Genomic DNA, 22,321 nt, shown 5'->3' with positions numbered 1-22,321 from the left:
GCCCCTTCTCCGGGCAGAAGAGCTGCATAACGGACACCGCACCCTCGCCCGGTCTCACCTCTTGACACTCCCGGAGCCCCCTTCTACGTTTCGGTGAAATGGATTTCACGGGTGATCGAAACGTCGTTTCCCCGCCATTCCTTCCGCGCCCCACCGCCGGCCCCGCGCCGCGCGGCGGGCGTCACTCCCGTACTCCACCCGTGAGGGCACACAGACGATGACGACCTTTGGACTCGACGGCATCTCGCGCAGGACGCGTGCCGTCAGCCGTTCCATCAGCGCCGAGAACTTCGACGGTGCCAAGTCGGGCGGCGGGAGGGCCACCGAGGGCACCGGCGCGGTCGCGGCGAGCAGGCTCGGTCCCGGCTGGAAGATCTCGCCCAGCGTCGACATCGCCGCGGGCGCGACCGTGACGCTCGCCGACATCGAGGGCCCCGGCACCCTCCGCCACCTGTGGTGCACCACCGCACCGCACGAGGCCTGGCGGGGCACGCTGCTGCGCATGTACTGGGAGGGTGAGGAGGAACCGGCCGTCGAGGTGCCGCTGGGCGACTTCTTCTGCAACGGCTGGAACACGTTCAGCCAGGTCTCCTCCGTGCCGGTGGCGGCGAACCCGAGCGGCGGCTTCAACGCGTACTGGCCGATGCCCTTCCGCCGCGCGGCGCGCATCACCCTGGAGAACCTGTCCGCGGAGACCGTCACCCTCTACTACCAGGTGGACTACGAGCTCGACGAGGTCCCCGACGACGCCTCCTACTTCCACGCCCAGTGGCGGCGCAGCCACCCGGTGCCGCTCGGCGAGGAGCACACCCTGCTCGACGGCGTGACGGGCGCCGGGAGTTACGTCGGCACCTACCTGGCCTGGGGGGTCAACAGCCCGGGCTGGTGGGGCGAGGGCGAGCTCAAGTTCTTCCTGGACGGGGACGAGGAGTACCCGACGATCTGCGGCACCGGCACCGAGGACTACTTCGGCGGCGCCTGGAACTTCGACGTACCCGGCCAGGGATACACCGCCTACACCACGCCCTACCTGGGACTGAACCAGATCCTGCGCCCCGACGGCCTCTACAGCAGCCAGCAGCGCTTCGGGATGTACCGCTGGCACATCCTGGACCCCATCCGCTTCTCGGAGGACCTGCGGGTCACCGTGCAGAGCCTCGGTATCGGCCCCGGACAGGGCAACGGCCTGCCGCACCGCTACCGCCACACCAGCGACGACATCGCCAGCACGTCGCTCTTCTACCTGGACGCACCGGCCTCCGCGTCCCGGCCGGCCACACCCGGCCTGCTCGACCTCGAAGTCGGCTGACCGCGCCCTCGCGCGTTCGGCCCCCGGATCCGGCCTGATCCGCAAGAACCAGGCCCGCCCCCAGGATCTTCGTCCCCCAGCTCTCCCTCCCACTCCGACAGGAGCGCACGCATGCTCCAGCACGGCAACGACGCCGGGCGACCGGCCCCTTCGCGCCGCCGTCTCCTCACCGCGATGGCGGGTGCGGGGGCGGCCGCGGCGGCCCCCGCCCTGCTCTCCGGCTGCGGCACGGCCCAGGCGAAGGGCGGCCGCCTGCAGTTCTGGAACTTCTACGGCCCCCAGAGGTCGCCCGACCCCGCGGTCAACGCCCAGTCCGCCTGGTTCGTCGACATGGTCAAGCAGTGGAACGCCACCCACCGGACCCAGATCGACCTCGTGTACATCCCGCAGCCCACCTATCTCAACGGCTTCAAGCTGCCCTCCGCCTTCGCCACCGGGGAGGGGCCGGACATCTTCCTGCTCAGCCCCGGTGACTTCCTGCGCTACTACAACGGCGGGGTGCTCGCCGACCTCACCCCGCACATGGACAAGGAGGCGGTCGCCGACTACGGATCCGCCCTCGACAGCCGCAGGGTCGGTGACAAGGTCTACGCCCTCCCCATGGAGGTCGAGCCGCTGGCCATGTTCTACAGCGTCCCCGCCTGGGAGAAGGCCGGACTGTCCGAGGCCGACATCCCCACCACCTGGGACCAGATGCTCGACATCGGCGACAAGCTGCGCAGCGGGACCCGCGCCGGACTCGTCTTCGAGACCAACCCCGGCTACTACCAGAACTTCACCTGGTACCCGTGGATGTGGCAGGGCGGCGGCGACGTCCTGGACGAGCGCGGCGACGTGGCCTTCGACTCCGCCGCCACCCGCCAGGCCCTCCAGTTCTGGCAGGACGCCGTACGCCACGGCATCGCGCCCCGCACCCTGCCCGCCGCCGGCGACGTCATCAGCGGCTTCAAGGCCGGCAACGTGGCCATGTGGCAGCAGGGCATCTGGCAGGTGTCCAGCTTCAAGGCGTACGCGCCGGACTTCCCGTACGGGGTGTTCAAGAACCCCCTGCCACCGGGCGGCACCTACCGCACCGCGCTGGGCGGCTGGTCGTTCTGCGCCAACGCCAAGGGCCGCGACCCCGACGCCGCCGCCGAGTTCTGCGCCTGGGCGCTGGGTTCGACCAAGGACGAGTCCGTCGACCGCATGGTCGAGTGGTGCACCGTCGCCAAGTCCGACGTGGCACCCCGGGCCAGCGCCCTGGAACGAGGCGCCGCCAAGGGCGGGTACGACTCCGCGACCATGAAGGCGTTCAAGGACGACATCTTCCCCGGAGGCGTCGCCGAACCGCGCTACCCCCCGGTCGTCTACAAGGCGATCTCCGACGCCATCCAGGGCACCATGCTCGCCGGCCGCAGTGTGGCCGTGGAAACCGAACGGGCCGCCGAGTCCATCGCGGCCTACACCAGGAGCTACAAGGGGGCGAGCCTGATATGAGCAGCGTCGCCGCACCGGACCGCACGGCCACCCCGGCCTCCGAGTCCGTACGGAGGAGCCGGCCGCCGGGACTGAGCCGTAAGCACCGGGAATGGGTCGCCGCGGGTCTCTTCCTCGCCCCCGACGTCATCGGGCTGCTGCTGTTCGTGGGCATCCCGATGGTGCTCTCCGTCGCCATGAGCTTCTTCCAGGTGAGCGGTTTCGGCAGCTACGAGTGGGTCGGGCTCGGCAACTACGAGCGCATGATGAACGACCCGCTGTTCTGGAGCTCGATGAGGATCACGGGCCTCTACGTCGTGGTGCTCGTCCCGGTCCTGTTCTGCGTGAGTCTCGGTCTCGGGCTGCTGGTCAAGCAGAAGCTGCCCGGCATGGGCGCCTACCGGACCATGCTCTTCCTGCCCTACGTCATCAGCCTGGTCGTCGTCGGCCTGCTGTGGAAGTTCATGCTCGACGACCAGGTCGGGGTGGTGAACAGGGCCATGCGCGCGGCCGGGTTCGACGGACGGTCGTGGCTCGGCAGCCCCTCGCTCGCCCTCGGCTGCGTCATCGCCGTCATGGTCTGGGTGATGATGGGCTACTACATGATCATCTTCCTGGCCGGGCTCCAGGAGATCCCCAACGAGTACTACGAGGCGGCCAGGCTCGACGGGGCCGGCCCCTGGACCGCGTTCCGCACCATCACCTGGCCGCTGCTGAGGCCCACCAGCTTCTTCGTCGTGCTGATGGCCACGGTCGCCGCCATCACCGGCGGTCTCGACCTGGTCTTCGTCCTCACCAACGGCGGTCCCGCCAACGGCACCGCGCTGGCCATCTTCTACATCTACCAACAGGCCTTCGGGTTCGGGGAGTACGGCTATGCCGCCGCCATGGGCTCGTTCCTGGTGCTGATCATGGTCATCTGCTCCGCGGTGGTCTTCAAGCTCACGAGGGGCGGGAGGTTCGACGATGGCGAGTGACACGCACGCGGTGACCGCGCGGCGTCCGCACACGGAACGGCGTCCGCACACGGAACGCCGGTCGCGCACGGGACGGCGGCCGCGCACCGGACGCGCCGGACTGACCGCACTGGCCGTCGTCCTGTCGGCCGTCAGTGTCTTCCCCGTCCTGTGGATGGTGGTCTCCGCCTTCAAGACGCGGTCCACGGTCACCGACGGGAAGCTGATCCCCACCGAGATCACCGTCCAGAACTTCGTCTACGTCTTCACCGAGGTCCCCTTCGCGCGCTACCTCTGGAACAGCTTCTTCACCTCCGCGGTGATCACCGTCGCCGCGCTGCTGTTCCACTCGATGGCCGCGTACGCGCTGGCCAGGCTCCGCTTCCCCGGCCGCGAGAAGATCTTCATGGCGATCTTCGCGACGCTGCTGGTCACCGCGCCCGTGGTGCTGATCCCGCTCTTCCTGGTCGCCCGTGAACTGCACCTGCTCAACAGCTACGCCGGCCTCATCATCCCGGCGATCTTCAACGCCTTCGGCATCTTCCTGCTGCGCCAGTTCTACCTGGGGCTGCCGAAGGAACTGGAGGAGGCCGCGATCATCGACGGCTGCGGCCACTGGCGCGTCTACTGGAACATCGTCCTGCCGATGTCCCGGCCGATCCTCTCCGCGCTGGCGGTCTTCTTCTTCCTAGCCAACTGGAACGCCTTCGTCTGGCCCCTGGTCGTCACCAACGACGAGGCTCTGACCGTCGTCCAGTTGGGGATTGCCTCGTTCCAGACGCAGTACAGCTCGAACTGGAACTACATCCTGGCGGCGGCGACGGTGGCGGCCCTGCCGATGCTGGCGCTGTTCTTCACCTTCCAGCGCCAGATCGTGGAGTCCATCAAGACCTCGGGTCTCAAGTAACCCCGGGCGGGAGCGTACGTACGCACCGCCGGGCCGGATCACCCCGGGCCGGCGGTGCTCTCGCGTGCCTGGAGCGTCGTGCGCAGCACCACGGTCTGCAGGGCCGCCGAACTGCCCGACATGCGCTGCAGCAGCAACTCGGCAGCGGTACGCCCCAGTTCGTAACTGGGGAGCTCGACCGTCGTCAGTGACGGCCGGACCAGCGACGCCCACGGCACGTCGCCGAAGGAGAGGACGCCGGTGCTCGGCGGTTCCTGCCGAGCCTCGCGCAGCGCCTCCAGCACACCGATCGTCATGAGGTTGTTGGCGACGAACACCGCGTCGGGCGGCTCGGGCAGCGCCAGCAGCTCACGCATCGCGAGCCGGCCGCCCTCGACCCGGAAGTCCGCGTACCGCACCCAGGCCTGCGCGAGCTCCGGAGCCGGCGGGGCGCCGGGCGTCCCCCCGCGCGCGGCAGCGCCCAGCGCGGCGCGGTACCCGCCGAGGCGCTCCTCCGAGGTGGAGGCGCCCTCGGGGCCGGTGATGCAGGCGATCCTGCGGTAGCCGGCCTTCACCAGATGGCGGGTGGCGACCTCACCGCCGTGGTGGTTGTCCACCATGACGGCGTCGACGTCGGCGTCGTGCGGCCGGCGGTCGACGGCCACCACGGGCACCCCGCGCGCGATCAGCGGCCCCAGGTCCGTACGGTCCTGGGAGGCCGCCGCGACGATCACCCCGGCCATCTGCTCACCGAGCGCGACCTCCAGATACCGGCGCTCCTTCTCGGTGTCCTGGTCGGAATTGCACAGGACGACCGAGAGGCTCGTGCGCTGCGCGGCGTCCTCGACGCCACGGGCCAGCGAGGTGAAGAACGGGTTCTCGATGTCCGGGATGATCAGCGCGATCACGCTCGACTGCTGCTTGCGCAGCGACCGGGCGACCCTGTTGGGAGCGAACCCCAGCTCCGCGGCGGCCTGCCGCACGGAGAGGACCCGCGCCGGGGTGACGTTGCCGCCGTTGAAGACGCGCGAGACGGTCGCCGGTGAAACCCCGGCGGCCCGCGCCACATCATGGATCGTCGCCACCTGCGTCCCGTACCCTCTCTGCCCGCCGTCCCGGTCACCCTACCTGCGGGTGAAAAGGATTTCACCTGTGTACGCCTTGGGATACGGCCGGGCAGGAAGGGCGCGGGTCAGCCGCCGGGGGCGCCGGGATACGCGGCCTCGAACGCCGCCCCGAACAGGGCCTGGACCTCCTCGCCGTCCAGGCCCTCGGCGCGTGCCTGGTGCAGCCATTCGGTCAGGGCCGTGCGCAGCGGCCACTCGGGGCCGGAGTCCGGATCGGCGAGGGTGCGGGTGATGAAGGTCCCCGCCCCCTGACGCACCTCCGCCAGCCCCGCGCGCTCCAGCTCCCGGTAGGCCTTGAGCGTCGTGTTCGGGTTGACCTTGGTGGTGGCGGCGACCTGCGCGGCGGTGGGCAGCCGGTCGCCCTCCTCCAGCGCGCCCATCCGCAGGGCCTGTTCGACCTGCCGGACGATCTGGAGATACGTCGCCACACCGCTGCGACGGTCGATGCGGAACACGACCACGGACATCACCTTCCGCTCGATGAACGACATTTTACGGAGAGAACGGGGTGCCGGTCCTACAGGGAGCGGCGGGAGGCCCACCAGAGGGCGAACGCGGTCAGTACGGCGGTGCCCGCCAGCAGGATGCCGGCGCCCGCCCACTGCATGGCCGCCATCTGGTCGTACTCGAGGTACTCGAAGACGTTGTTGACGATGCCCTTCTCCTGGAGGCACGCGTTCGTCGCCTTCTCGGTCGCCTCGGCGCACGAACCCCAGCCGTACAGCTGCCCGTCCGCGCTGCCGATCCAGCGGTCCAGTTCGTACGCGTCCTCCAGGCGGGACGGGAGAGGGTCGTCCAGGGGATAGGTGAGGGTGCGCGCCGTGCCCAGGAGGGGCCGGTACATCCCCCACGCCGTCTGGGCGGCCACACAGAAGACGAACGTGACGACCATGGAGGCCAGGACCCGGCGCACCAGGATGCCGATGGTGAAGCCGGCCGCGGTGAGGAACAGGGCGAGCGCGGGCAGGACGGGGCCCGTGGTGTCGAAGGCGGAGCTGTCCATCCAGTGGCTGGGCAGGACCGAGCGGTGGGGCCGCCACCACCAGGTGAAGACGGCGGAGAGCACCGAGCAGGCCACCAGGGTGATCAGGAGGCACCAGCCGAGCTTCGCGACGAGCCAGCGGCGCCGGGCCACGGACTGGGTGGTGACGAGCTGCGCGGTGCCCTGCTCCTGGTCGGCGGCGATCAGCGGGGCGCCGAGGAAGACGGCGAGGATGCCGGGCAGCAGGCCCAGCAGGGAGGTGAGCCTGCTGTAGCCCTCGCCCACGACGGGCAGCGGCACGCTCTTCTCCGGCCAGCCGGCCGCGGCGAGCACGTCGTTGAGCTGGCCGCGCTGGTACACGATCCAGAGCGAGCCGAGCAGCGTGAGGCCGAGGACGCAGAACAGGGTGGTGCGGTGCTGGCGCAGGACCAGCCAGGTCAGCCCGCGCAGCATCCTCGGGCGGGCGGTGCGCGCGGCAGGTGTGCCGGTGACGGTGGTGCTCATGCGGTCCTGGTCCCCTCGGTCTCGATGCGTGCGCCCGGTGTGTACAGCGCGGGAGCGTCCGGCGAGCGCAGATGCGCGAGCAGCACCTCCTCCAGGCTGGGCTCGGCGACCTGCCAGTCCCCGGTCAGCGGGCCGTCGGTCCGCAGCATCGCCTGGAACTGCCGCCCCTGGACGCGCTGCTCGATGACCGTGTGGCGGGCGAGAGCGGCGGGCAGACCCCCGTCCTCGGCGAGCCCGGTCACCAGGGCGTGCGCCGGGACCAAGGCGTCCGCGTCACCCGCCATCCGGATCCGGCCGTCGGCGACAACCAGCAGGTAGTCGCACATGTCCTCCAGCTCGGCCAGGATGTGGGAGGACATCACCACCGTGGTCCCGCGCTCGACGGCCTCGGCCATCAGCAGGGTGCCCATCTCGTCGCGGGCCAGCGGGTCGAGGTCCGCCATCGGCTCGTCGAGCAGCAGCAGGTCCGGCCGTTTGCCGAAGGCCAGCGCGAGGGCGACCCGGGTGCGCTGCCCGCCGGAGAGCGTCCCGACGGCGGCGTCCATCGGCACACCGCCGGAGCGCACGATCCGCTCCGCCGCCGCCGCGTCCCAGCCCGGATTGAGCTCGCTGCCCAGCCGCAGCGTCTCCGCCACGGTGAACCGCTTGTACATCGGCTTGTCCTGCCCGAGGAAGGCGAACCTCGGCATCACGCCGGGGTCGTCCACCGGCACCCCGAACACCCGCAGTGCGCCCTCCGTCGGCGCGATCTGACGGGAAGCCAGGCCCAGCAGGGTGCTCTTCCCCGCGCCGTTCGGCCCGACGAGGCCGCAGATCCGTCCGGCCGGCAGCCGGAAGGAGCAGTCACGCAGGGCCCATCCGCGCCGGTAGCGCTTCCCCAGTCCGCGGGCCTCCAGGGCCCAGGTGCCCGGACTCCCGCCCGTGTCGCTCGTGTCCGCCACGCGCCCCACCTCAATTCCATGAGTCAATTAATGGAATCATGGTCATGGTGCGGCATGGCTGTCAAACCCCGAACTCGCCCGGGAGGGAGGCCCGATGGGGGAGGGGGTGGAGTGAGCGCCGAAGCGTGTGTGGCGTTCCTCACAGCGAAAGCACAGGGAGTGAACGCAACTGCACCCTTTCGTCTTTTCTGTCTGTCCGGGTGCCGAGGTGCCGGTCGGAACGGGTGAAGAAAATGTGACGGCCGGTCGCTGTCCCGGCCATACGATCACCCCCGAGTCGCATCAGCGTGCCCCATTCCGCTGCGACCCCTTCTCTCTTTTTTCGGACCCCGAAGGGCTCTTGTGAAGATTCGCCGGATACTTGCCACAGCTGTCGCCGCCGCAGTGACCACACCTGCCGTCCTGCTGTCGGTCACCCCCGCGTTCGCCGACGGAAAGCCTGCGGCGCAGACGCAGGAGAAGCCGTCCGTCGCGGAGCTGGAGAAGGCCGCCGCGGCGGCTCAGGCGGCGTACGACGAGGCGGTCGCGGCCGAGAGCGCCGCCGAGGCCGCCCTGGAGGAGACCCTTTCCGACAGCTTCGACCTGGCCGTGGCCGTCAAGGCCGCCGAGACGGCGGCGGCGGAGGCCGCCACCGCGAAGACCGATGCCGACCAGGCGGTCGTCGACGCCGAAGCGGCCGTCGCAGCCCTTCCGGAGACGGCCACCGACGAGGAGAAGGCCGCTGCGGCGACCGCTCTCGCCGAGGCGAAGGCCGCCGCCGAGGCCGCCACCGAGGTCAAGGCCGCCGCCGACGCCAAGGTCAAGGCCGCCGTGGACGCGCGCGACGACGCGCGGGTCGCCGCGGTCCGGGTGCTCGACGCGGCGCAGAAGGCCACCGAGCAGGCGCTCGCCGACAAGACCGCCGCGGACGCCGCGCTGGCCAAGGCGAAGGAGGAGGAGGCCGAGGGCGGCGAGGAGGACGACACCTGCGTCCCCGAGGCCAAGCTCACCACGGTCGTCACGGGTCTGCCGTCCACCGTCGTCGCCGGCACGAAGGTCGACTTCCGCCTCCGGGTGACCAACGGCACCGAGAAGACCATGGACGAGGTCTTCCCGTTCGTCTACGCCCACGCGACCGACCGGAGCGGGCTCAACGACCTCGACGACCTGGTGCACCTGCAGTGGTCGTCCGCCTCGTCCTCGACGTGGAAGAACGTCGACAACGAGAACTACATCGAGAAGATCAGCCCGCTGAGGGCCGGCGCCCACGCCGACGTCAAGCTGCGCCTCACGGTCGACGCCAAGGCCCCCGCGGGCAATGGCGTCACCTTCGTCGCCGGTGACTACTGGAACGCCGACGGCAGCTGCGGCGGGAGCCCCGACCTCGAGGGCTACGAGTTCATGATCGCCGCCGCGGGCAGCGACCCGGGCAAGGTCGACGACGCCAAGCCCGGCACGAGCAAGCCGAACACCCCGGACGTCAAGCCGCAGACCGGCACGTCGGCCACCCCCGTCGGCGGCAGCCTCGCCGCCACGGGCTCGTCCACCTCGCAGCTCGCCCTCGCGAGCGGCGCGGCGCTGGCGATCGGCGCGGGCGCGGTGTTCGTCGTACGCCGCCGCAAGGCCGGGTCCCACGCCTGACGCGTGAGCGCCCGTGACGCGTGAGCACGCCCGACGCGGGAGCGTGCCCGGCGTACGAGCAGGCCAGACGGGCCCGGCACCGCACGGTGCCGGGCCCGTCGCCGTGTCACGGCCGCGGCGACGCGTGGGCCGTGCCCACCGAGTGGAACTCCCGGCGGAGGTCCACGATCCCGTCGCCGTCCCGCGCCGGATGGACCCGGTTGGTGAGGAGTACGGCGTAACGGCCCGTGCCGGGGTCGATCCACAGGCTCGTCCCCGTGAAACCGGTGTGGCCGTACGACGACGGGCCGAAGGACGGGCCGACGGGGGAGCCGGACGGGTCCTGGCCCTGCCAGGCGAGCGCGCGGCGGAGGTTCAGTCCGTCGGTGTGCGGGGCCGTCATCAGCGAGTACGTCTCCGGGCGCAGCAGTTCGCGCGCGCCGCCCGCCAGGCAGACCGCGAGCCGCTCCGTGTCGGCGAGGGTCGAGAAGAGCCCCGCGTGGCCCGCGATCCCGCCGAGGACGACCGCGTTCTCGTCGTGCACCTCTCCCACGACCGTCCTGCCGCGCCAGGGGCAGCGCTCGGTCGCGACGGCCCGCTCCCGGGCCGCGGGGCCGGGATTGAAACCGGTGTCCCCCATGCCCAGCGGGGCGCACACCAGCTCGTCCACCAGTGCGTCCAGCCCCTGCCCGCCCGCCTGTTCGGCGATGAGGCCGAGCAGCATGAAGCCCTGGGAGGAGTATTCGACCCGGACGCCCGGCGCCGCCCGCAGCGGCAGGGTGCCGAGGCCGGTGAGCAGGGATTCCCGGGTGGGGTGGCTGCGGTACATCGGGACCCGCCCGGGCAGGCCCGAGGTGTGGGTGAGGAGTTCGGTGACGGTCAGCCGCGCCGTGTCGGTGTCCCGGTAGCGCGGGAGGAGTGCGCCCACCGTGCCGGCCAGGGACAGCGCGCCCCGCTCGGCGAGCGCCATGACGACCAGGCCCACCACGGGTTTGGTGACGGAGGCGAGATCCCAGAGATCCTCGCCGTCCAGCTCCGCGCCGTCCCAGGCCCTGGTGCCCAGCCATCCCCGGTCCACGGGGCCCCGCGCGGAGCCCACGGACCAGGCGGCGCCCGAGTAGAGGCGCCGCTCCCTGCCCCCGGCCAGTACGGCGGCGCGTCCGCTCCCGCCCGTGACGGCGGTCCCCGCGCTCACAGGCCCGCACCCAGGTCGCGTACCGCCTCGCGGGCCACCGTGAGCCCGGGGCGCCCGTCGGACGCGAGCCCGGCGGAGACCGCGCGTGCGGCGGCGCGGACCATCGGGCCGTACAGCTCGACTCCCGCCCGGTCCAGGGTGAAGACGAGTCCGGTGAGCGCGACGGCCCCCACGACCCGTCCCTCGGCGTCCCGTACCGCCGAGGCCAGTGCGCGGCGGTCCTCCTGCTCGTACTGGTCGTCGACCGCGTACCCGCGCTCCGCGGCGGCGGCGATCTCGTCCCGCAGATCCGCCGCGGGCACCGGCAGCGGGTGGCCGGCCGCCTCGGCTGCGGAGAAGGCCTCCTCGGCCTCGGCGGACGGCAGCGCGGCCAGCACGGCGAGGCCCGGTGCGGACAGCAGCAGGGGCGCCCGTGAGCCGGGGCGCAGCTCCAGCGCGTACTCCCGGGCCGGCTCCGACACCTCCAGGCAGACCGCGGCGTCCCCGTCACGTACGGCGTAGTGCGCCAGCAGCCCTGTACTGGTGCGGAGTTCGGCCAGCACCGGCCTGATCCGGCGCAGTGCCGGACCGCTGTCGAGCGCGGCGGCGGCGAGGCCCAGCAGCCGGGGGCCCGCCCGGTAGCTGCCCCCTTCGGCGGGCTCGACGAAGCCGGAGCCCGCGAGGCCGCGCAGCAGCCGGTGCACGGTGGGTTTGGTGAGCCCCGTGCGGCGTGCCAGATCGGCCAGACGGTGCGGCGCACCCGTCTCCACCAGCGCGGACAGGACCTCCATCGCCTTGTCCACCGGGCCCATGACGGACTGTTCGACAGCCCGGCCCGCAGGCGGCTGCTCCTTCGGACGGCTATTGACCGGTTTCCCCATGTCGCTTAGCTTACCCCCACTGCATTCCATCTGCCGGAACGGATGTGTTGTTCAATGGAACGAATACGTGGAGGGTGGGCCGGGGACCGCAGCCGCCCCTCCCGCCGCGCGATCCTGCGGTACGGCAGTGCGCTGCTCCCCGCGATCGCCGCGCCGGCACTGCTCACCGGCTGCGGCACCGACCCCGCGGTCGGTGCCGGCAACGTCCTGCGGGTCTCCCAGACGGGCGACCCCAAGACGATGGACCCGCAGAAGCAGGGCGACATGATCTCGATGAACGCCCTGATCAACATGTTCGACACCCTCACGGCGCGGGGCCGCGACAACACCCTGACGCCCCGCCTGGCGCTGTCCTGGAAGGCCGTGTCGCCCCGCGTCTGGCGCTTCCGGCTGCGGCCCGGAGTCACCTTCCACAACGGCGAGGTGTGCGACGCCGCCGCCGTGAAGTTCAGCATCGAACGCCTCCTGGACCCGGCGACCCGATCGCCCATCGTCGAACTGCGCTACGTCGAGGGCGTCACCGTCGTCGACCGGCTCACCGTGGACCTCCACACCACCGTCCACGACCCGATCCTGCCCGACAAGGTGTCCCTCTTCGGCGGGGTGATCGTCCCTCCGCGCTACCTCGCCGAGGTCGGTGACGAGGGCTTCGCCGCCCGTCCCGTCGGCACCGGGCCCTTCGTCTTCGCGAGCTGGAAGCGCGACCACGAACTGCGGATGCGCGCCTACGAGCACCACTGGGAACGCAGGCCGGCCGTCGACGAACTCGTCTTCACACCCGCCCGCAACGCGTCCTCCGCGCTCGCCGCGCTCCAGAGCGGCGGGGTGGACCTCGTTGCCGGACTCACCCCCGACGCGGCCCAGCAGCTGGGCGGTTACACCGGCGTGAGCCTCGACCACCACACCGGTATCCGCACCTCGTACCTCTCCCTGGACACCCTCACCGCGGGGCCGCTCCAGGACCGCCGGGTGCGCCAGGCGCTCAACCACGCGGTCGACGTGCCCCTGCTCATCAAGGCCGTCCTCGGCGGGCAGGCGACCGAGGTCCCCGCGATGATCCCGCGCGGCGCCTTCGGATTCGACTCCGGCGTCGAGCCGTTCACCCGTTCCGTCGCCAAGGCCCGCGCCCTGCTCGCCGAGGCCGGGCACCCGGACGGCATCAGCACGACCCTCACCGCCTCCAACGTGGACGCCAACGTCGCGGAGGCCATCGCCGGCCTCCTCGACCGCGCCGGGGTGCACGCCCGCGTCGACCTCCTCGACCCCGGTACGTACGCGCAGCGGCTCACCTCGGACAACCACGGAGCCCTGGGCCCGATGTACCTGGCCGCCTCCACCGTCTGGACCCTCGACGGCGAGAGCATGATCCAGTCCAACGTACGCAGTGACCGGCGGCAGAGCCGCTGGCACGACAAGGAGGCCGACCGGCTCGTCGACCTCGAGGAACTCTCCGTCGACCCGGAGACCCGGCGGAAGGCCTTCTCCGGCCTCCAGCGGCTCATCAAGACCGAGGCGCCCTTCGTCCCCCTCTTCCAGATCGACAACATCTACGCCCGCAACACGAGGCCCCGCTGGACACCCGGCTTCGCGGGCGTCCTCGACATGGCGAGCGCGGAGGTCTCCCGATGAGCGAGCTCCTGACCCTCCCAGCCCCCGGCGAGGACACCGAACGGCCCGCCGCGCCCCGCCGCGAAGGGCTTCACATCCTGCGCATGACCGCGGCCCGCCTCGGCACCGCGCTGCTCGTCCTGCTGTGCACCGCCACCGTCGCGTTCTTCCTCGTACGGCTCTCCGGTGACCCGGTGAAGGTCCTCCTGCCGCCGGACGCCACCGCCGACCAGGAAGGCGTCCTGCGCCACAGCCTGGGGCTCGACCGCCCCCTGCTCACCCAGTACCTCGACTACCTCTGGGGCATCCCGCGCCTGGACTTCGGCGACTCCCTCTTCTACAACCAGCCGGTCCGCGCGGTCCTCGCCGACCGCATCCCCGCGACCCTCCTGCTGGCGGCCGGAGCGCTCGTCGTCACCCTCGTCGTCGCCCTGCCCGCCGGGACCGTCGCCGCGATGCGCCGGGGCCGGGCCACCGACCGCACCGTCATGACCGGTGTGCTGCTCGGCCAGTCCACCCCGCCGTTCTGGATCGGCATCCTGCTCATCCTGGTCTTCGCGGTCGGCCTGCACGCCCTGCCCGCCTCGGGCTACGGGACCTTCGCCCACCTCGTCCTGCCGGCCGTGACCCTGGCCGTGTACTCCGTCGCCGTGGTGGCCCGGCTCCTGCGGTCCTCCCTCATCGACGTACTGAGCGCCGATCACATCCGTACCGCACGCGCCAAGGGCTTCGGACCGGTCAAGGTCGTCCTCACCCACGGGCTGCGGAACGCCTCCCTGCCCGTCGTCACCGTCGTCGGCCTGGAGGTCGGCAGCCTCCTCGGGGGCGCCATCCTCACCGAACAGGTCTTCTCCTGGCCGGGCGTCGGACAGCTCACCATCGAAGCCATCTCCAACCGCGACTTCCCCCTCGTCCAGGCCACCGTCCTGCTGTTCGCCGCGACCTTCGTCGTCGTGAACCTTCTGGTCGACCTCTCCTACAGCCTCCTCGACCCGAGGGTGAGGACCGCCCGATGACCACGATCTCCCCGAACCCGGCCCCCGCGGCCGCCCACGCCCCGGCCGCCCCCTCGCACCGGACCGCGGCCCTGCGCACCCTGCTCCGCAACCGGCTCGCCCTGGCCGCCCTCGCCTTCCTCGCGCTGGTCGTGATCTGCGCGCTGTTCGCCCCGCTCATCGCGCCCGCCGACCCCAACGCGCAGAACCTGCTGGAGCGGCTCCAGCCGCCCGCCTGGCAGCACGGCGGCAGCGGCGCCCACCTCCTCGGCACCGACCAGCTCGGCCGCGACCTGCTCTCCCGCGTCATCTACGGCACCCGGGTCTCGCTCCTCGTCGGTACGGGCGCGGCCCTGCTCGCCGGGGTCATCGGCACCGCGGCGGGCCTGGCCTCCGGCTACTTCGGCGGCCTGCCCGACCGCGTCCTCATGCGCATCGCCGACGTCCAGCTCGCGTTCCCCGCGATCCTGCTCGCCCTCGCCGTCGTCGGCTTCCTCGGCTCCGGCCTCTGGTACGTCATCCTCGTGCTCGGCGTGACCGGCTGGGTCTCGTACGCCCGTGTCGTCCGCTCCGAGGTGCTGTCCTTGCGCTCCCGGGACTTCATCACGGAGGCCCGCGCCATCGGCGTCGGCGACACCACGATCATGCGCCGTCATCTGCTGCCCAACGTGATGGCCCCGCTCGCCACCATCGGCACCCTGCACGTCGCCGCCGCCATCGTCGCCGAGGCCTCGCTCAGCTACCTCGGGCTCGGCGTCCCCAAGGAGACCGTCACCTGGGGCGCGATGCTCGCCGACGGCCAGCTCTACCTCGGCACCTCCTGGTGGGTCGCCGTCTTCCCCGGCGTCGCCCTCATGCTCACCTCCCTCGCCGTCAACATCACCGGCGACGCCCTGCGCGACGTCGCGGACCCGAAGGCCTACCGCCGATGACCTCCACCACCGCCGCATCACCCGTCCTGGAGATCCACGACCTGCGCGTCGACTTCCGCCTCGCCGCCACCACCGTCCACGCGGTCCGCGGAGTCAGCTTCTCCGTCGCCCCCGGCGAGACCCTCGCCGTCGTCGGCGAGTCGGGCAGCGGCAAGTCCGCGACCGCTCTGTCCGCGCTCCGGCTGAACCCCGAGCCGCCCTGCGTCTACGCCGGCGGGCACATCCTGCTCGACGGGAAGGACCTGCTGACCCGCGGCGAACGCGAACTCGGCCGTATCCGGGGCGCCGACCTGTCCATGATCTTCCAGGACCCGATGACCAGCCTCGACCCGTTGCAGCGCATCGGCAGCCAGGTCGCCGAGGTCCTCCGCCACCACGGCGGCCACAGCAGGGCCGAAGCCAGGGCGGCGGCGCTGTCCGCCCTCGACGAGGTGGGCATCCCGGACCCCGAGCGCCGCTACCGCCAGTACCCCCACGAGCTGTCCGGCGGACTGCGCCAGCGCGTCATGATCGCCGCCGCGCTCGTCGCCCGCCCCCGCGTCCTCATCGCCGACGAACCCACCACGGCCCTCGACGTCACCGTGCAGCGCCAGATCCTCGACCTCCTCGTCCAGCTCCAGCAACGCCACGGCATGGCCGTCGTCCTCATCACCCACGACCTCGGTGTCGTCGCGGAGACCGCCGACCGTGTGGTGGTCATGCACCGCGGCGAGGCCGTCGAGACCGGGGACGTCCACGACGTGTTCGCCCGCCCCGAGGACCCGTACACCCGCCGACTGCTCGACGCGACGCCCCGACTGGAGACCGCAGGATGACCGCCACAGCCCCGCCCCTGCTGGAACTCGACGCGCTGCGGAAGGAGTTCGGAGGCCGCCCCGGCAGCGTCGCCGTCGACGACGTCAGCCTCACCGTCCACGAGGGCGAGACGCTCGCGCTGGTGGGGGAGTCCGGCTGCGGCAAGACCACGCTGACCCGGCTGCTGCTCCGTCTGCTGGAACCGACCTCGGGCACCGTGCGCTTCGACGGCACCGACCTCTTCGCCCTCGACGCGGCCGCGCTGCGCGGGGTCCGCCGCGAGATGCAGGTCGTCCTCCAGGACCCGTACTCCAGCATGAACCCGCGGCTGCGGATCGTGGACATCGTCGCCGAACCCCTCGTCACCCACGACCCGCGGGCCCGGGGCCGGCGCGGCCGGGCCTGGACCCGGCAGCGCGTCGGCGAGCTCCTCGAAGCCGTCGGTCTCGACGGCACGATCCTCGACCGCTACCCCCATGAGTTCTCCGGCGGCCAGCGCCAGCGCATCTCCATCGCCCGCGCGATCGGCCTCGAACCCCGCCTCGTGGTCCTCGACGAACCCACCAGCGCCCTCGACGTGTCCGTCCAGGCCCGCGTCCTCGACCTGCTCGCCGAACTCCAGCAGCGCCTCGGCCTCACCTATGTCTTCGTGAGCCACAACCTCGCCGTCGTCCGGCAGGTGGCCGACCGGGTCGCCGTGATGCGCAGGGGCGCTCTGGTCGAAGTGGGAACCGCCCACCAGGTGTTCACCGCGCCCGCGCACCCGTACACGCGGCAGCTGCTCGACGCCGTACCGATACCCGACCCCGTGAAGGCCCGCAGGACCCGGCGCGCCGCCCTGGCCGGGGACGAGGAAACCGCGCAGGCCGGTGACGGGAAGACCGGAGACGGGAAGCCCGGTGACGGGGGAACCGCCCCGCGGCCCGCGCACGACGGCGCCCGATGAGCACCGTCCCGCGGCTACCCGCCGGACAGGACCAGCCCCGCCCCGCCGAGCAGGGCGACATCGTCCACCGCCGCCTCGCTCACCACCACCCGGGGAAGCTCTCCGCCGCCCAGGCCGTCGGCGCGCAGCCGGGACTCGACCAGGGCGCGGAACGGCTCCCCGCCCTCGCGGGCCTCACCGTGCAGCACGAAGAGCCCGCAGGCGAAGAGCTGCTGGACCGTCGCCAGACCCAGCACCAGATTCTCCGCGTACTCCGCCACCAGGGTCCGGGCCGCCTCGTCCGGCGAGGCCACCAGCGCACCGAGCGAGACACCCGAAGCGCCGAGGCCGAGCGTCTCCGCCCGCTGCCGCAGCCAGCGTGTGGTGGCCACCGTCTTCCAGCACCCCCGGCGCCCGCAGGTGCACGGCTCACCACTGGCGGACACGGTCATGTGCGCGCCGCTGCGGCCGCCCTCCGGGGCCAGCACCTCACCCTCGTACAGGATGCCCACCCCCAGCACCTCGCCGGTGGACACCGAGGCGAAGGAGCGGCGCCCCCGGCCCGGACCGAACCACCGGTCGCCGAGGACCTGGACCCGCGCACGGTGCTCGACCCGTACGGGCGCCCCGGTCAGCTCCTCCAGCCGCTCGGCCACCCGGTAGCCGCGCAGCGCCGGCACCTCGTTGACCTCGATCACCCGGCCCCCGGCCGGATCGATCACACCGGCCGCCGCGACACCGATCCCGGACGGCCGGCGCCCCTCGAACACCGCCGCCACCCGCGCGAGCGCCTCGTCGACGCCGGTGCGGCGCGGGGACGCCACGTCGAACTCCGTCTCGGCCCGTTCGAGCACCGAGCCCGACCGGTCGAGCAGCGCCGCGCGGATCCGGCCGGGCAGCAGCTCCACGGCCCCCAGCGTGCGGGGGACGGCCGCCACCACCGGACCCGGCACGGGGTCCGGCACCAACCGCAAGGGAGAACGTTCATGCGCCATACGCCGACTCTGCCACGTGAAGGTCACGGGGAGACATCCGCATGAGTTACCGGAACCTGACCGAAACCACCTGGCGGGAGACGAGGGAGTCGGCGCCCGACGCCATCGCGGTGCTCCCCGTCGGATCCCAGGAGCAGCACGCCGAACACCTGCCGATGGGCACGGACACCCTCCTCGTGGAGGCCGTGCTCGACCGGGCCCTCGCCCTCCTCGACGAGGAGGCCACGGCCGAGGTGCCGGCTCTCGTCCGGCTGCCCACGCTGCCCTACGGCCACAGCCCGCACCATCTGTTCGCCGCCGCGCTGACCCTGTCCGCCCCCACCCTCGGCGCCGTGCTCGGCGAGATCCTCGACTCCCTCGCGGCCTGCGGACACCGGCGCATCCTCGTCGTCAACGGCCACGGCGGCAACGACGAGATCATGAAGCTCGCCGTCAAGCGCTTCGCCCTGCGCGCCGAGGTAACCGCCGCCGCCTGCTCGTACTGGACCGTGACCAGCGGGGAGGACGACGGCGGGCGCCCCGATGTCACCCCCGGTCACGCGGGCTGGTTCGAGACCTCCCTGATGCTCGCCGCGCACCCCGGCCTGGTGCGCACCCCCGTGCCCGCGCGTGCCCCCGTCGAGCCGCCGCCGCTCTTCGACCGGCCGCCGTACCCGGGGCTGACCGTCGAGCGGCACGGCGAGTGGGAGCGCGTCGGCGGGTCCACCGACGACGCCTCGACCGCCGACGCCGGCCGGGGCCGACGGCTCCTCGACGACCGCGCCCGCGGTCTCGCACGCGCCGTCCTGGCCTTCGACGCCGCGACCCGTACGGACCCGTGAGCGGCACCGACGCCCCGACCGGCCCCGCACCGCACCGACCGCCCCACCCGCAGCGACCGCCCCACCCGCACCGACCGCATCACCGAACCGACCGAGGAACACCATGAAGATCACGGATGTCGACGTCCACGTCGTGAACCTGCCCCTGCTCAACCCGTTCACCAGCTCCTTCGAGACGAAGACCGGTGAGACCCGCACCGTCGTACGCATCCGCACCGACACCGGGGTCGAGGGCTGGGGCGAGACCATGTGGGGCCGGCCCGTCGCCGCGATCGTCAAGATCCTCGCCGAGGACCTCATCGGCACCAGCCCCTTCGCCCTGGAGGCGTTCCACCGCAAGCAGCACATGGTGCCCTTCTTCTACGGCTACCTCGGTTACGCCGCGATCGCCGCCCTCGACGTCGCGTGCTGGGACGCCATGGGCAAGGCCACCGGCCAGTCCCTCACCGACCTCCTGGGCGGGTCCGTACGCGAGGAGGTCCCGCTCACCGCGCTGATCACCCGGGCCGACGCCCCCGGAGCCGGCCCCGCGGACCTGCCGGCCGCCCTCGCCGAGCACACCGGCCGCGTCGTCGCCGAGGGCGGCTTCCAGGCCGTCAAGCTCAAGGGCACCAAGGACGTCCAGGGCGACGTCGCGATCCTGCGCGCCCTGCGCTCCGCCCTGCCCGAGGTCAGCCTGCGCGTCGACCCCAACGCCGCCTGGTCGGTGCCCGACTCGGTGCGCGCGGGCATCGCCCTGGAGGAGCTGGACCTCGAATACCTGGAGGACCCCTGCGTCGGCATCGAGGGCATGAGCCAGGTCCGCGCCAAGGTCCGCATACCGCTCTGCACCAACATGTGCGTCGTACGCTTCGAGGACTTCGCCCCGGCCGTCCGCCTGGGCGCCGTGGACGTCATCCACGGGGACGTCTACAAGTGGGGCGGCATCGCGCCGACCAAGGCCCTCGCGGCGCACTGCGAGACCTTCGGGCTCGGCATGAACCTGCACAGCGGCGGTGAGCTCGGCATCGCGACGGCCGCCCATCTCGCGGTGGTCGGCAGCACCCCCGTGCTGTCCCGCGCCATCGACTCCATGTACTACCTGCACGCCGACGACATCATCGAGCCGATCCCGCTGGAGAACGGCAGCCTGCGCGTCCCGACCGGCCCCGGCCTCGGCGTCACCGTCGACGAGGACAAGCTCCGCCACTACGCGGAGGTCAACGCCCGTGAAGGAGACCTGACCCGATGACCGGACCCACCCATGGCCCCGGCCCCGCCCGCCGCGCGGTCGTCACCGACCGGGCACCCGCGCCCGCCGGCGCCTACAGCCAGGGGATGGCCGCGGGCCCCTACCTGTTCACCTCGGGCTTCGGCCCCCAGGACCCGGACACCGGCGCCGTCGCGGACACCGTCGGGGAACAGACCGCCCAGGTCCTGCGGAACGTCCGCGCAGTGCTGGAGGCCGAGGGGCTCGGGCCGCAGGACGTCGTCAAGGTGACGGCGCACCTCCAGCACCTGCGCCGTGACTTCGCCGCCTACGACGCGGCGTACCGCGCCTTCTTCACCGCGCCCCACCCGGTCCGCACCACCGTGGGCTCCGACCTCATGGACATCCTGGTCGAGATCGACGTCGTCGCGGTCCGCCCCGAGGCGCCGGCGGGCCCCTAGCCCGTGCGACGGGCCTCCACCCCGTGGATCCGGGGTGGAGGCCCGTGGCGGCCGGCTCTCAGGCCTTGCGCTGCATGTCCCGGCGGGCGGGGTTGCCCTGCTTCTCCGCCTTGGGGTCCTTCTCACCGGCCTTCGCGCGCACACCCTGCTCGATGCGCTTGCCGATGGCGCTGTCGATGTTCGACCAGTAGGTGAACGCCCGCTGCAGCACCGGCTCGGTCACGCCGTTGAGCAGGTGGCCGACGACGTTGTCCACCAGCCGGTCCCGCGCCGCGTCGTCGAGGACCTCCCGCACCATGGTGCCGGGCTGCCCCCAGTCGTCGTCCTCGGCGTGGTCGACATAGGCCGCCCGGGTGATGTCACCGTCCGCGTACCAGCTCGGCGGGGCCCCGTAGCGCTCGGTGTCGGCCGCGGGGCCGCCCTTGGAGTTCGGCGCGTAGACCGGGTCGGTGGTCTTCCGGTACGCCATCGCCCCGTCCTTGGAGTACGTGTTCACCGGGACGACCGGGGCGTTGACGGGCAGCTGCTGGTAGTTGGCGCCGATGCGGTAGCGATGCGCGTCCGCGTAGGAGAACAGCCGCGCCAGGAGCATGCGGTCCGGGCTCGGGCCGATGCCCGGCACGAAGTTGTTCGGCTGGAAGGCCGCCTGCTCGATCTCGGCGTGGTTGTCGGTGGGATTGCGGTCGAGCGTCATCCGCCCCACCTCGATCAGGGGGTAGTCGCCGTGCGGCCACACCTTGGTCAGGTCGAACGGGTTGAACCGGTAGTCCTTGGCGTCCTCGTACGGCATGATCTGGACCTTCAGCGTCCAGCTCGGGAACTCCCCGTCGCGGATGTGCTCGAAGAGATCACGCGTGTGGTAGTCCGTGTCCGCGGAGGCCATCTGGTCGGCCTCGTCCTGGGTGAACGTCTCGATGCCCTGGTCCGTCTTGAAGTGGTACTTCACCCAGAACCGCTGGCCCTGCGCGTTGATCCACATGTACGTGTGCGAGGTGTAGCCGTTCATGTGGCGCCAGGTGCGCGGGATGCCGCGGTCACCCATCAGCCAGGTGACCTGGTGCGCCGACTCCGGCGAGAGGGTCCAGAAGTCCCACTGCATGTCGTGGTCGCGGAGGTTGTTGTCCGCCCGGCGTTTCTGGGACCGGATGAAGTGCTGGAACTTCATCGGGTCCTTCACGAAGAACACGGGGGTGTTGTTGCCCACCATGTCGTAGTTGCCTTCGCTGGTGTAGAACTTCACCGCGAAGCCGCGGGGGTCCCGCCAGGTGTCCGGGCTGCCCCGCTCCCCGGCGACGGTGGAGAACCTGATGACGAGGTCGGTCTTGGCGCCGGGCTGGAACAGTGCGGCCTTCGTGTACGCGGAGACGTCCGCGGTCACTTCGAACCGCCCGAACGCGCCGCTGCCCTTGGCGTGCGGCTGGCGCTCGGGGATCCGTTCACGGTTGAACTGAGCCATCTGCTCGATCAGGTAGGAGTCCTGGAGCAGGATCGGCCCGCCCGGGCCGACGGTGAGCGAATGCTCATCGCTCTCCACCGGGGCGCCCGAGTCGGAGGTGGTCGGCTTGTGCGAGGTGTCGGTCATGTGCGTCGTTCCCCTTCGTCTGTCCCCTGCGCCTGCACTGGTAACCCTCTACCAATGTAGGCAAACATGGACAACCGGCCAGTCAAGGGACGAGTCGGCGTCCGTGGGGAGCCCGGCACCGTCCGCCTGTCCGCGCCGGGGGGATTCACACATGGACGCGGTCTAGCACTCGATGATGTTCACCGCGAGCCCGCCCCGCGCCGT

21 protein-coding genes are annotated in these 22,321 nt (G+C 71.8%); 13 read left to right on the top strand and 8 right to left on the bottom strand.

The features are described from left to right. Nucleotides 1-217 precede the first annotated feature (217 nt). The 4 genes from JKV81_RS04535 (at nucleotide 218) to JKV81_RS04520 (ending at nucleotide 4,627) form a co-directional block, all read left to right on the top strand. The gene (locus JKV81_RS04535) at nucleotides 218-1,309 is read left to right on the top strand and encodes a glycoside hydrolase family 172 protein (protein ID WP_129265506.1); all 1,092 of its coding nucleotides are present in this window, start codon (nucleotides 218-220) and stop codon (nucleotides 1,307-1,309) included. A gap of 111 nt (nucleotides 1,310-1,420) precedes the next feature. Beyond that, complete coding sequence (locus tag JKV81_RS04530; protein ID WP_129265507.1) at nucleotides 1,421-2,785, top strand: ABC transporter substrate-binding protein; 1,365 nt, start codon at nucleotides 1,421-1,423, stop codon at nucleotides 2,783-2,785. Next, on the top strand, nucleotides 2,782-3,741 hold the full coding sequence (locus JKV81_RS04525; RefSeq protein ID WP_129265508.1) for a carbohydrate ABC transporter permease: 960 nt from the start codon (nucleotides 2,782-2,784) through the stop codon (nucleotides 3,739-3,741). The genes JKV81_RS04530 and JKV81_RS04525 overlap by 4 nt, the downstream gene beginning before the upstream one ends. Further along, entirely contained in the window at nucleotides 3,731-4,627 is an 897-nt protein-coding gene (locus JKV81_RS04520; protein WP_129265509.1) for a carbohydrate ABC transporter permease, read from the top strand. The genes JKV81_RS04525 and JKV81_RS04520 overlap by 11 nt, the downstream gene beginning before the upstream one ends. A 38-nt stretch (nucleotides 4,628-4,665) precedes the next feature. Here the strand turns inward: JKV81_RS04520 and JKV81_RS04515 are convergent, their stop codons facing one another. The 4 genes from JKV81_RS04515 to JKV81_RS04500 all read right to left on the bottom strand — a co-directional run bounded on the left by JKV81_RS04515 (nucleotide 4,666) and on the right by JKV81_RS04500 (nucleotide 8,160). Further along, nucleotides 4,666-5,691: a LacI family DNA-binding transcriptional regulator gene (locus JKV81_RS04515; RefSeq protein ID WP_129265510.1), complete on the bottom strand. Its 1,026-nt coding sequence runs from the start codon at nucleotides 5,689-5,691 to the stop codon at nucleotides 4,666-4,668. A 107-nt stretch (nucleotides 5,692-5,798) separates the two neighbouring features. Next, on the bottom strand, nucleotides 5,799-6,224 hold the full coding sequence (locus JKV81_RS04510) for a GntR family transcriptional regulator (protein WP_129265511.1): 426 nt from the start codon (nucleotides 6,222-6,224) through the stop codon (nucleotides 5,799-5,801). Nucleotides 6,225-6,250: 26 nt separating this feature from the next. Beyond that, nucleotides 6,251-7,219 carry an ABC-2 membrane transporter-related protein gene (locus tag JKV81_RS04505; protein WP_202074963.1) on the bottom strand — a complete coding sequence of 323 codons (969 nt, stop codon included), beginning with the start codon at nucleotides 7,217-7,219 and terminating at the stop codon, nucleotides 6,251-6,253. Beyond that, nucleotides 7,216-8,160, bottom strand: a complete 945-nt coding sequence (locus tag JKV81_RS04500) for an ABC transporter ATP-binding protein (RefSeq protein ID WP_202074962.1) — start codon at nucleotides 8,158-8,160, stop codon at nucleotides 7,216-7,218. Before JKV81_RS04500 ends, JKV81_RS04505 begins: the two co-directional genes overlap by 4 nt. Before the next feature lie 342 nt (nucleotides 8,161-8,502). Between JKV81_RS04500 and JKV81_RS04495 the strand changes: the two genes are divergently transcribed. Continuing rightward, entirely contained in the window at nucleotides 8,503-9,780 is a 1,278-nt protein-coding gene (locus tag JKV81_RS04495; RefSeq protein WP_202074961.1) for an LPXTG cell wall anchor domain-containing protein, read from the top strand. Between the two features lie 106 nt (nucleotides 9,781-9,886). Here the strand turns inward: JKV81_RS04495 and JKV81_RS04490 are convergent, their stop codons facing one another. Further along, nucleotides 9,887-10,954, bottom strand: coding sequence for a serine hydrolase domain-containing protein (locus JKV81_RS04490; RefSeq protein ID WP_129265515.1), 1,068 nt, complete (start codon nucleotides 10,952-10,954; stop codon nucleotides 9,887-9,889). Continuing rightward, entirely contained in the window at nucleotides 10,951-11,814 is an 864-nt protein-coding gene (locus JKV81_RS04485; RefSeq protein WP_129265516.1) for an IclR family transcriptional regulator, read from the bottom strand. Before JKV81_RS04485 ends, JKV81_RS04490 begins: the two co-directional genes overlap by 4 nt. Before the next feature lie 54 nt (nucleotides 11,815-11,868). Here JKV81_RS04485 and JKV81_RS04480 point away from each other — a divergent pair, with 54 nt between their 5' ends. From JKV81_RS04480 to JKV81_RS04460, 5 genes are read left to right on the top strand one after another with little or no spacing between them, the layout of a single operon-like run. Continuing rightward, nucleotides 11,869-13,443 carry an ABC transporter substrate-binding protein gene (locus JKV81_RS04480; protein ID WP_129265517.1) on the top strand — a complete coding sequence of 525 codons (1,575 nt, stop codon included), beginning with the start codon at nucleotides 11,869-11,871 and terminating at the stop codon, nucleotides 13,441-13,443. Next, nucleotides 13,440-14,438 carry an ABC transporter permease gene (locus tag JKV81_RS04475; RefSeq protein WP_129265518.1) on the top strand — a complete coding sequence of 333 codons (999 nt, stop codon included), beginning with the start codon at nucleotides 13,440-13,442 and terminating at the stop codon, nucleotides 14,436-14,438. Before JKV81_RS04480 ends, JKV81_RS04475 begins: the two co-directional genes overlap by 4 nt. Next, on the top strand, nucleotides 14,435-15,349 hold the full coding sequence (locus JKV81_RS04470; RefSeq protein ID WP_129265519.1) for an ABC transporter permease: 915 nt from the start codon (nucleotides 14,435-14,437) through the stop codon (nucleotides 15,347-15,349). The genes JKV81_RS04475 and JKV81_RS04470 overlap by 4 nt, the downstream gene beginning before the upstream one ends. Continuing rightward, the gene (locus JKV81_RS04465; RefSeq protein WP_202074960.1) at nucleotides 15,346-16,164 is read left to right on the top strand and encodes an ATP-binding cassette domain-containing protein; all 819 of its coding nucleotides are present in this window, start codon (nucleotides 15,346-15,348) and stop codon (nucleotides 16,162-16,164) included. The genes JKV81_RS04470 and JKV81_RS04465 overlap by 4 nt, the downstream gene beginning before the upstream one ends. Beyond that, entirely contained in the window at nucleotides 16,161-17,090 is a 930-nt protein-coding gene (locus JKV81_RS04460) for an ATP-binding cassette domain-containing protein (protein ID WP_129265521.1), read from the top strand. The genes JKV81_RS04465 and JKV81_RS04460 overlap by 4 nt, the downstream gene beginning before the upstream one ends. Before the next feature lie 14 nt (nucleotides 17,091-17,104). On the opposite strand, the gene JKV81_RS04455 is transcribed toward JKV81_RS04460, so the two are convergent. Continuing rightward, nucleotides 17,105-18,064 carry an ROK family protein gene (locus JKV81_RS04455; protein WP_202074959.1) on the bottom strand — a complete coding sequence of 320 codons (960 nt, stop codon included), beginning with the start codon at nucleotides 18,062-18,064 and terminating at the stop codon, nucleotides 17,105-17,107. Nucleotides 18,065-18,105: 41 nt separating this feature from the next. Here JKV81_RS04455 and JKV81_RS04450 point away from each other — a divergent pair, with 41 nt between their 5' ends. From JKV81_RS04450 to JKV81_RS04440, 3 genes are all read left to right on the top strand, one after another. Continuing rightward, nucleotides 18,106-18,885, top strand: coding sequence for a creatininase family protein (locus JKV81_RS04450; protein ID WP_202074958.1), 780 nt, complete (start codon nucleotides 18,106-18,108; stop codon nucleotides 18,883-18,885). A 103-nt stretch (nucleotides 18,886-18,988) separates the two neighbouring features. Further along, complete coding sequence (locus JKV81_RS04445) at nucleotides 18,989-20,116, top strand: mandelate racemase/muconate lactonizing enzyme family protein (RefSeq protein ID WP_129265523.1); 1,128 nt, start codon at nucleotides 18,989-18,991, stop codon at nucleotides 20,114-20,116. Then, nucleotides 20,113-20,535 carry a RidA family protein gene (locus JKV81_RS04440; RefSeq protein ID WP_202074957.1) on the top strand — a complete coding sequence of 141 codons (423 nt, stop codon included), beginning with the start codon at nucleotides 20,113-20,115 and terminating at the stop codon, nucleotides 20,533-20,535. The genes JKV81_RS04445 and JKV81_RS04440 overlap by 4 nt, the downstream gene beginning before the upstream one ends. A gap of 58 nt (nucleotides 20,536-20,593) precedes the next feature. Here JKV81_RS04440 and JKV81_RS04435 read toward each other — a convergent pair whose 3' ends face one another. Then, nucleotides 20,594-22,117, bottom strand: coding sequence for a catalase (locus JKV81_RS04435; RefSeq protein ID WP_202074956.1), 1,524 nt, complete (start codon nucleotides 22,115-22,117; stop codon nucleotides 20,594-20,596). Nucleotides 22,118-22,321 lie beyond the last annotated feature (204 nt).

The sequence above is a fragment of the Streptomyces silvae genome (assembly GCF_016745505.1).
Taxonomy (GTDB): Bacteria; Actinomycetota; Actinomycetes; order Streptomycetales; family Streptomycetaceae; genus Streptomyces; species Streptomyces silvae.
Note: the sequence above shows the minus strand (reverse complement) of the source record. Positions and strands in the feature narration are given on the sequence as shown.

Bases quoted from the DNA above. Each gene is read 5' to 3' on its own strand.
- JKV81_RS04535 (WP_129265506.1), top strand. From the start codon at position 218: ATGACGACCTTTGGACTCGACGGCATCTCGCGCAGGACGCGTGCCGTC.
- JKV81_RS04530 (WP_129265507.1), top strand. From the start codon at position 1,421: ATGCTCCAGCACGGCAACGACGCCGGGCGACCGGCCCCTTCGCGCCGC.
- JKV81_RS04525 (WP_129265508.1), top strand. From the start codon at position 2,782: ATGAGCAGCGTCGCCGCACCGGACCGCACGGCCACCCCGGCCTCCGAG.
- JKV81_RS04520 (WP_129265509.1), top strand. From the start codon at position 3,731: ATGGCGAGTGACACGCACGCGGTGACCGCGCGGCGTCCGCACACGGAA.
- JKV81_RS04510 (WP_129265511.1), bottom strand. From the start codon at position 6,224: ATGTCGTTCATCGAGCGGAAGGTGATGTCCGTGGTCGTGTTCCGCATC.
- JKV81_RS04505 (WP_202074963.1), bottom strand. From the start codon at position 7,219: ATGAGCACCACCGTCACCGGCACACCTGCCGCGCGCACCGCCCGCCCG.
- JKV81_RS04485 (WP_129265516.1), bottom strand. From the start codon at position 11,814: ATGGGGAAACCGGTCAATAGCCGTCCGAAGGAGCAGCCGCCTGCGGGC.
- JKV81_RS04480 (WP_129265517.1), top strand. From the start codon at position 11,869: ATGGAACGAATACGTGGAGGGTGGGCCGGGGACCGCAGCCGCCCCTCC.
- JKV81_RS04475 (WP_129265518.1), top strand. From the start codon at position 13,440: ATGAGCGAGCTCCTGACCCTCCCAGCCCCCGGCGAGGACACCGAACGG.
- JKV81_RS04470 (WP_129265519.1), top strand. From the start codon at position 14,435: ATGACCACGATCTCCCCGAACCCGGCCCCCGCGGCCGCCCACGCCCCG.
- JKV81_RS04465 (WP_202074960.1), top strand. From the start codon at position 15,346: ATGACCTCCACCACCGCCGCATCACCCGTCCTGGAGATCCACGACCTG.
- JKV81_RS04460 (WP_129265521.1), top strand. From the start codon at position 16,161: ATGACCGCCACAGCCCCGCCCCTGCTGGAACTCGACGCGCTGCGGAAG.
- JKV81_RS04455 (WP_202074959.1), bottom strand. From the start codon at position 18,064: ATGGCGCATGAACGTTCTCCCTTGCGGTTGGTGCCGGACCCCGTGCCG.
- JKV81_RS04450 (WP_202074958.1), top strand. From the start codon at position 18,106: ATGAGTTACCGGAACCTGACCGAAACCACCTGGCGGGAGACGAGGGAG.
- JKV81_RS04445 (WP_129265523.1), top strand. From the start codon at position 18,989: ATGAAGATCACGGATGTCGACGTCCACGTCGTGAACCTGCCCCTGCTC.
- JKV81_RS04440 (WP_202074957.1), top strand. From the start codon at position 20,113: ATGACCGGACCCACCCATGGCCCCGGCCCCGCCCGCCGCGCGGTCGTC.
- JKV81_RS04435 (WP_202074956.1), bottom strand. From the start codon at position 22,117: ATGACCGACACCTCGCACAAGCCGACCACCTCCGACTCGGGCGCCCCG.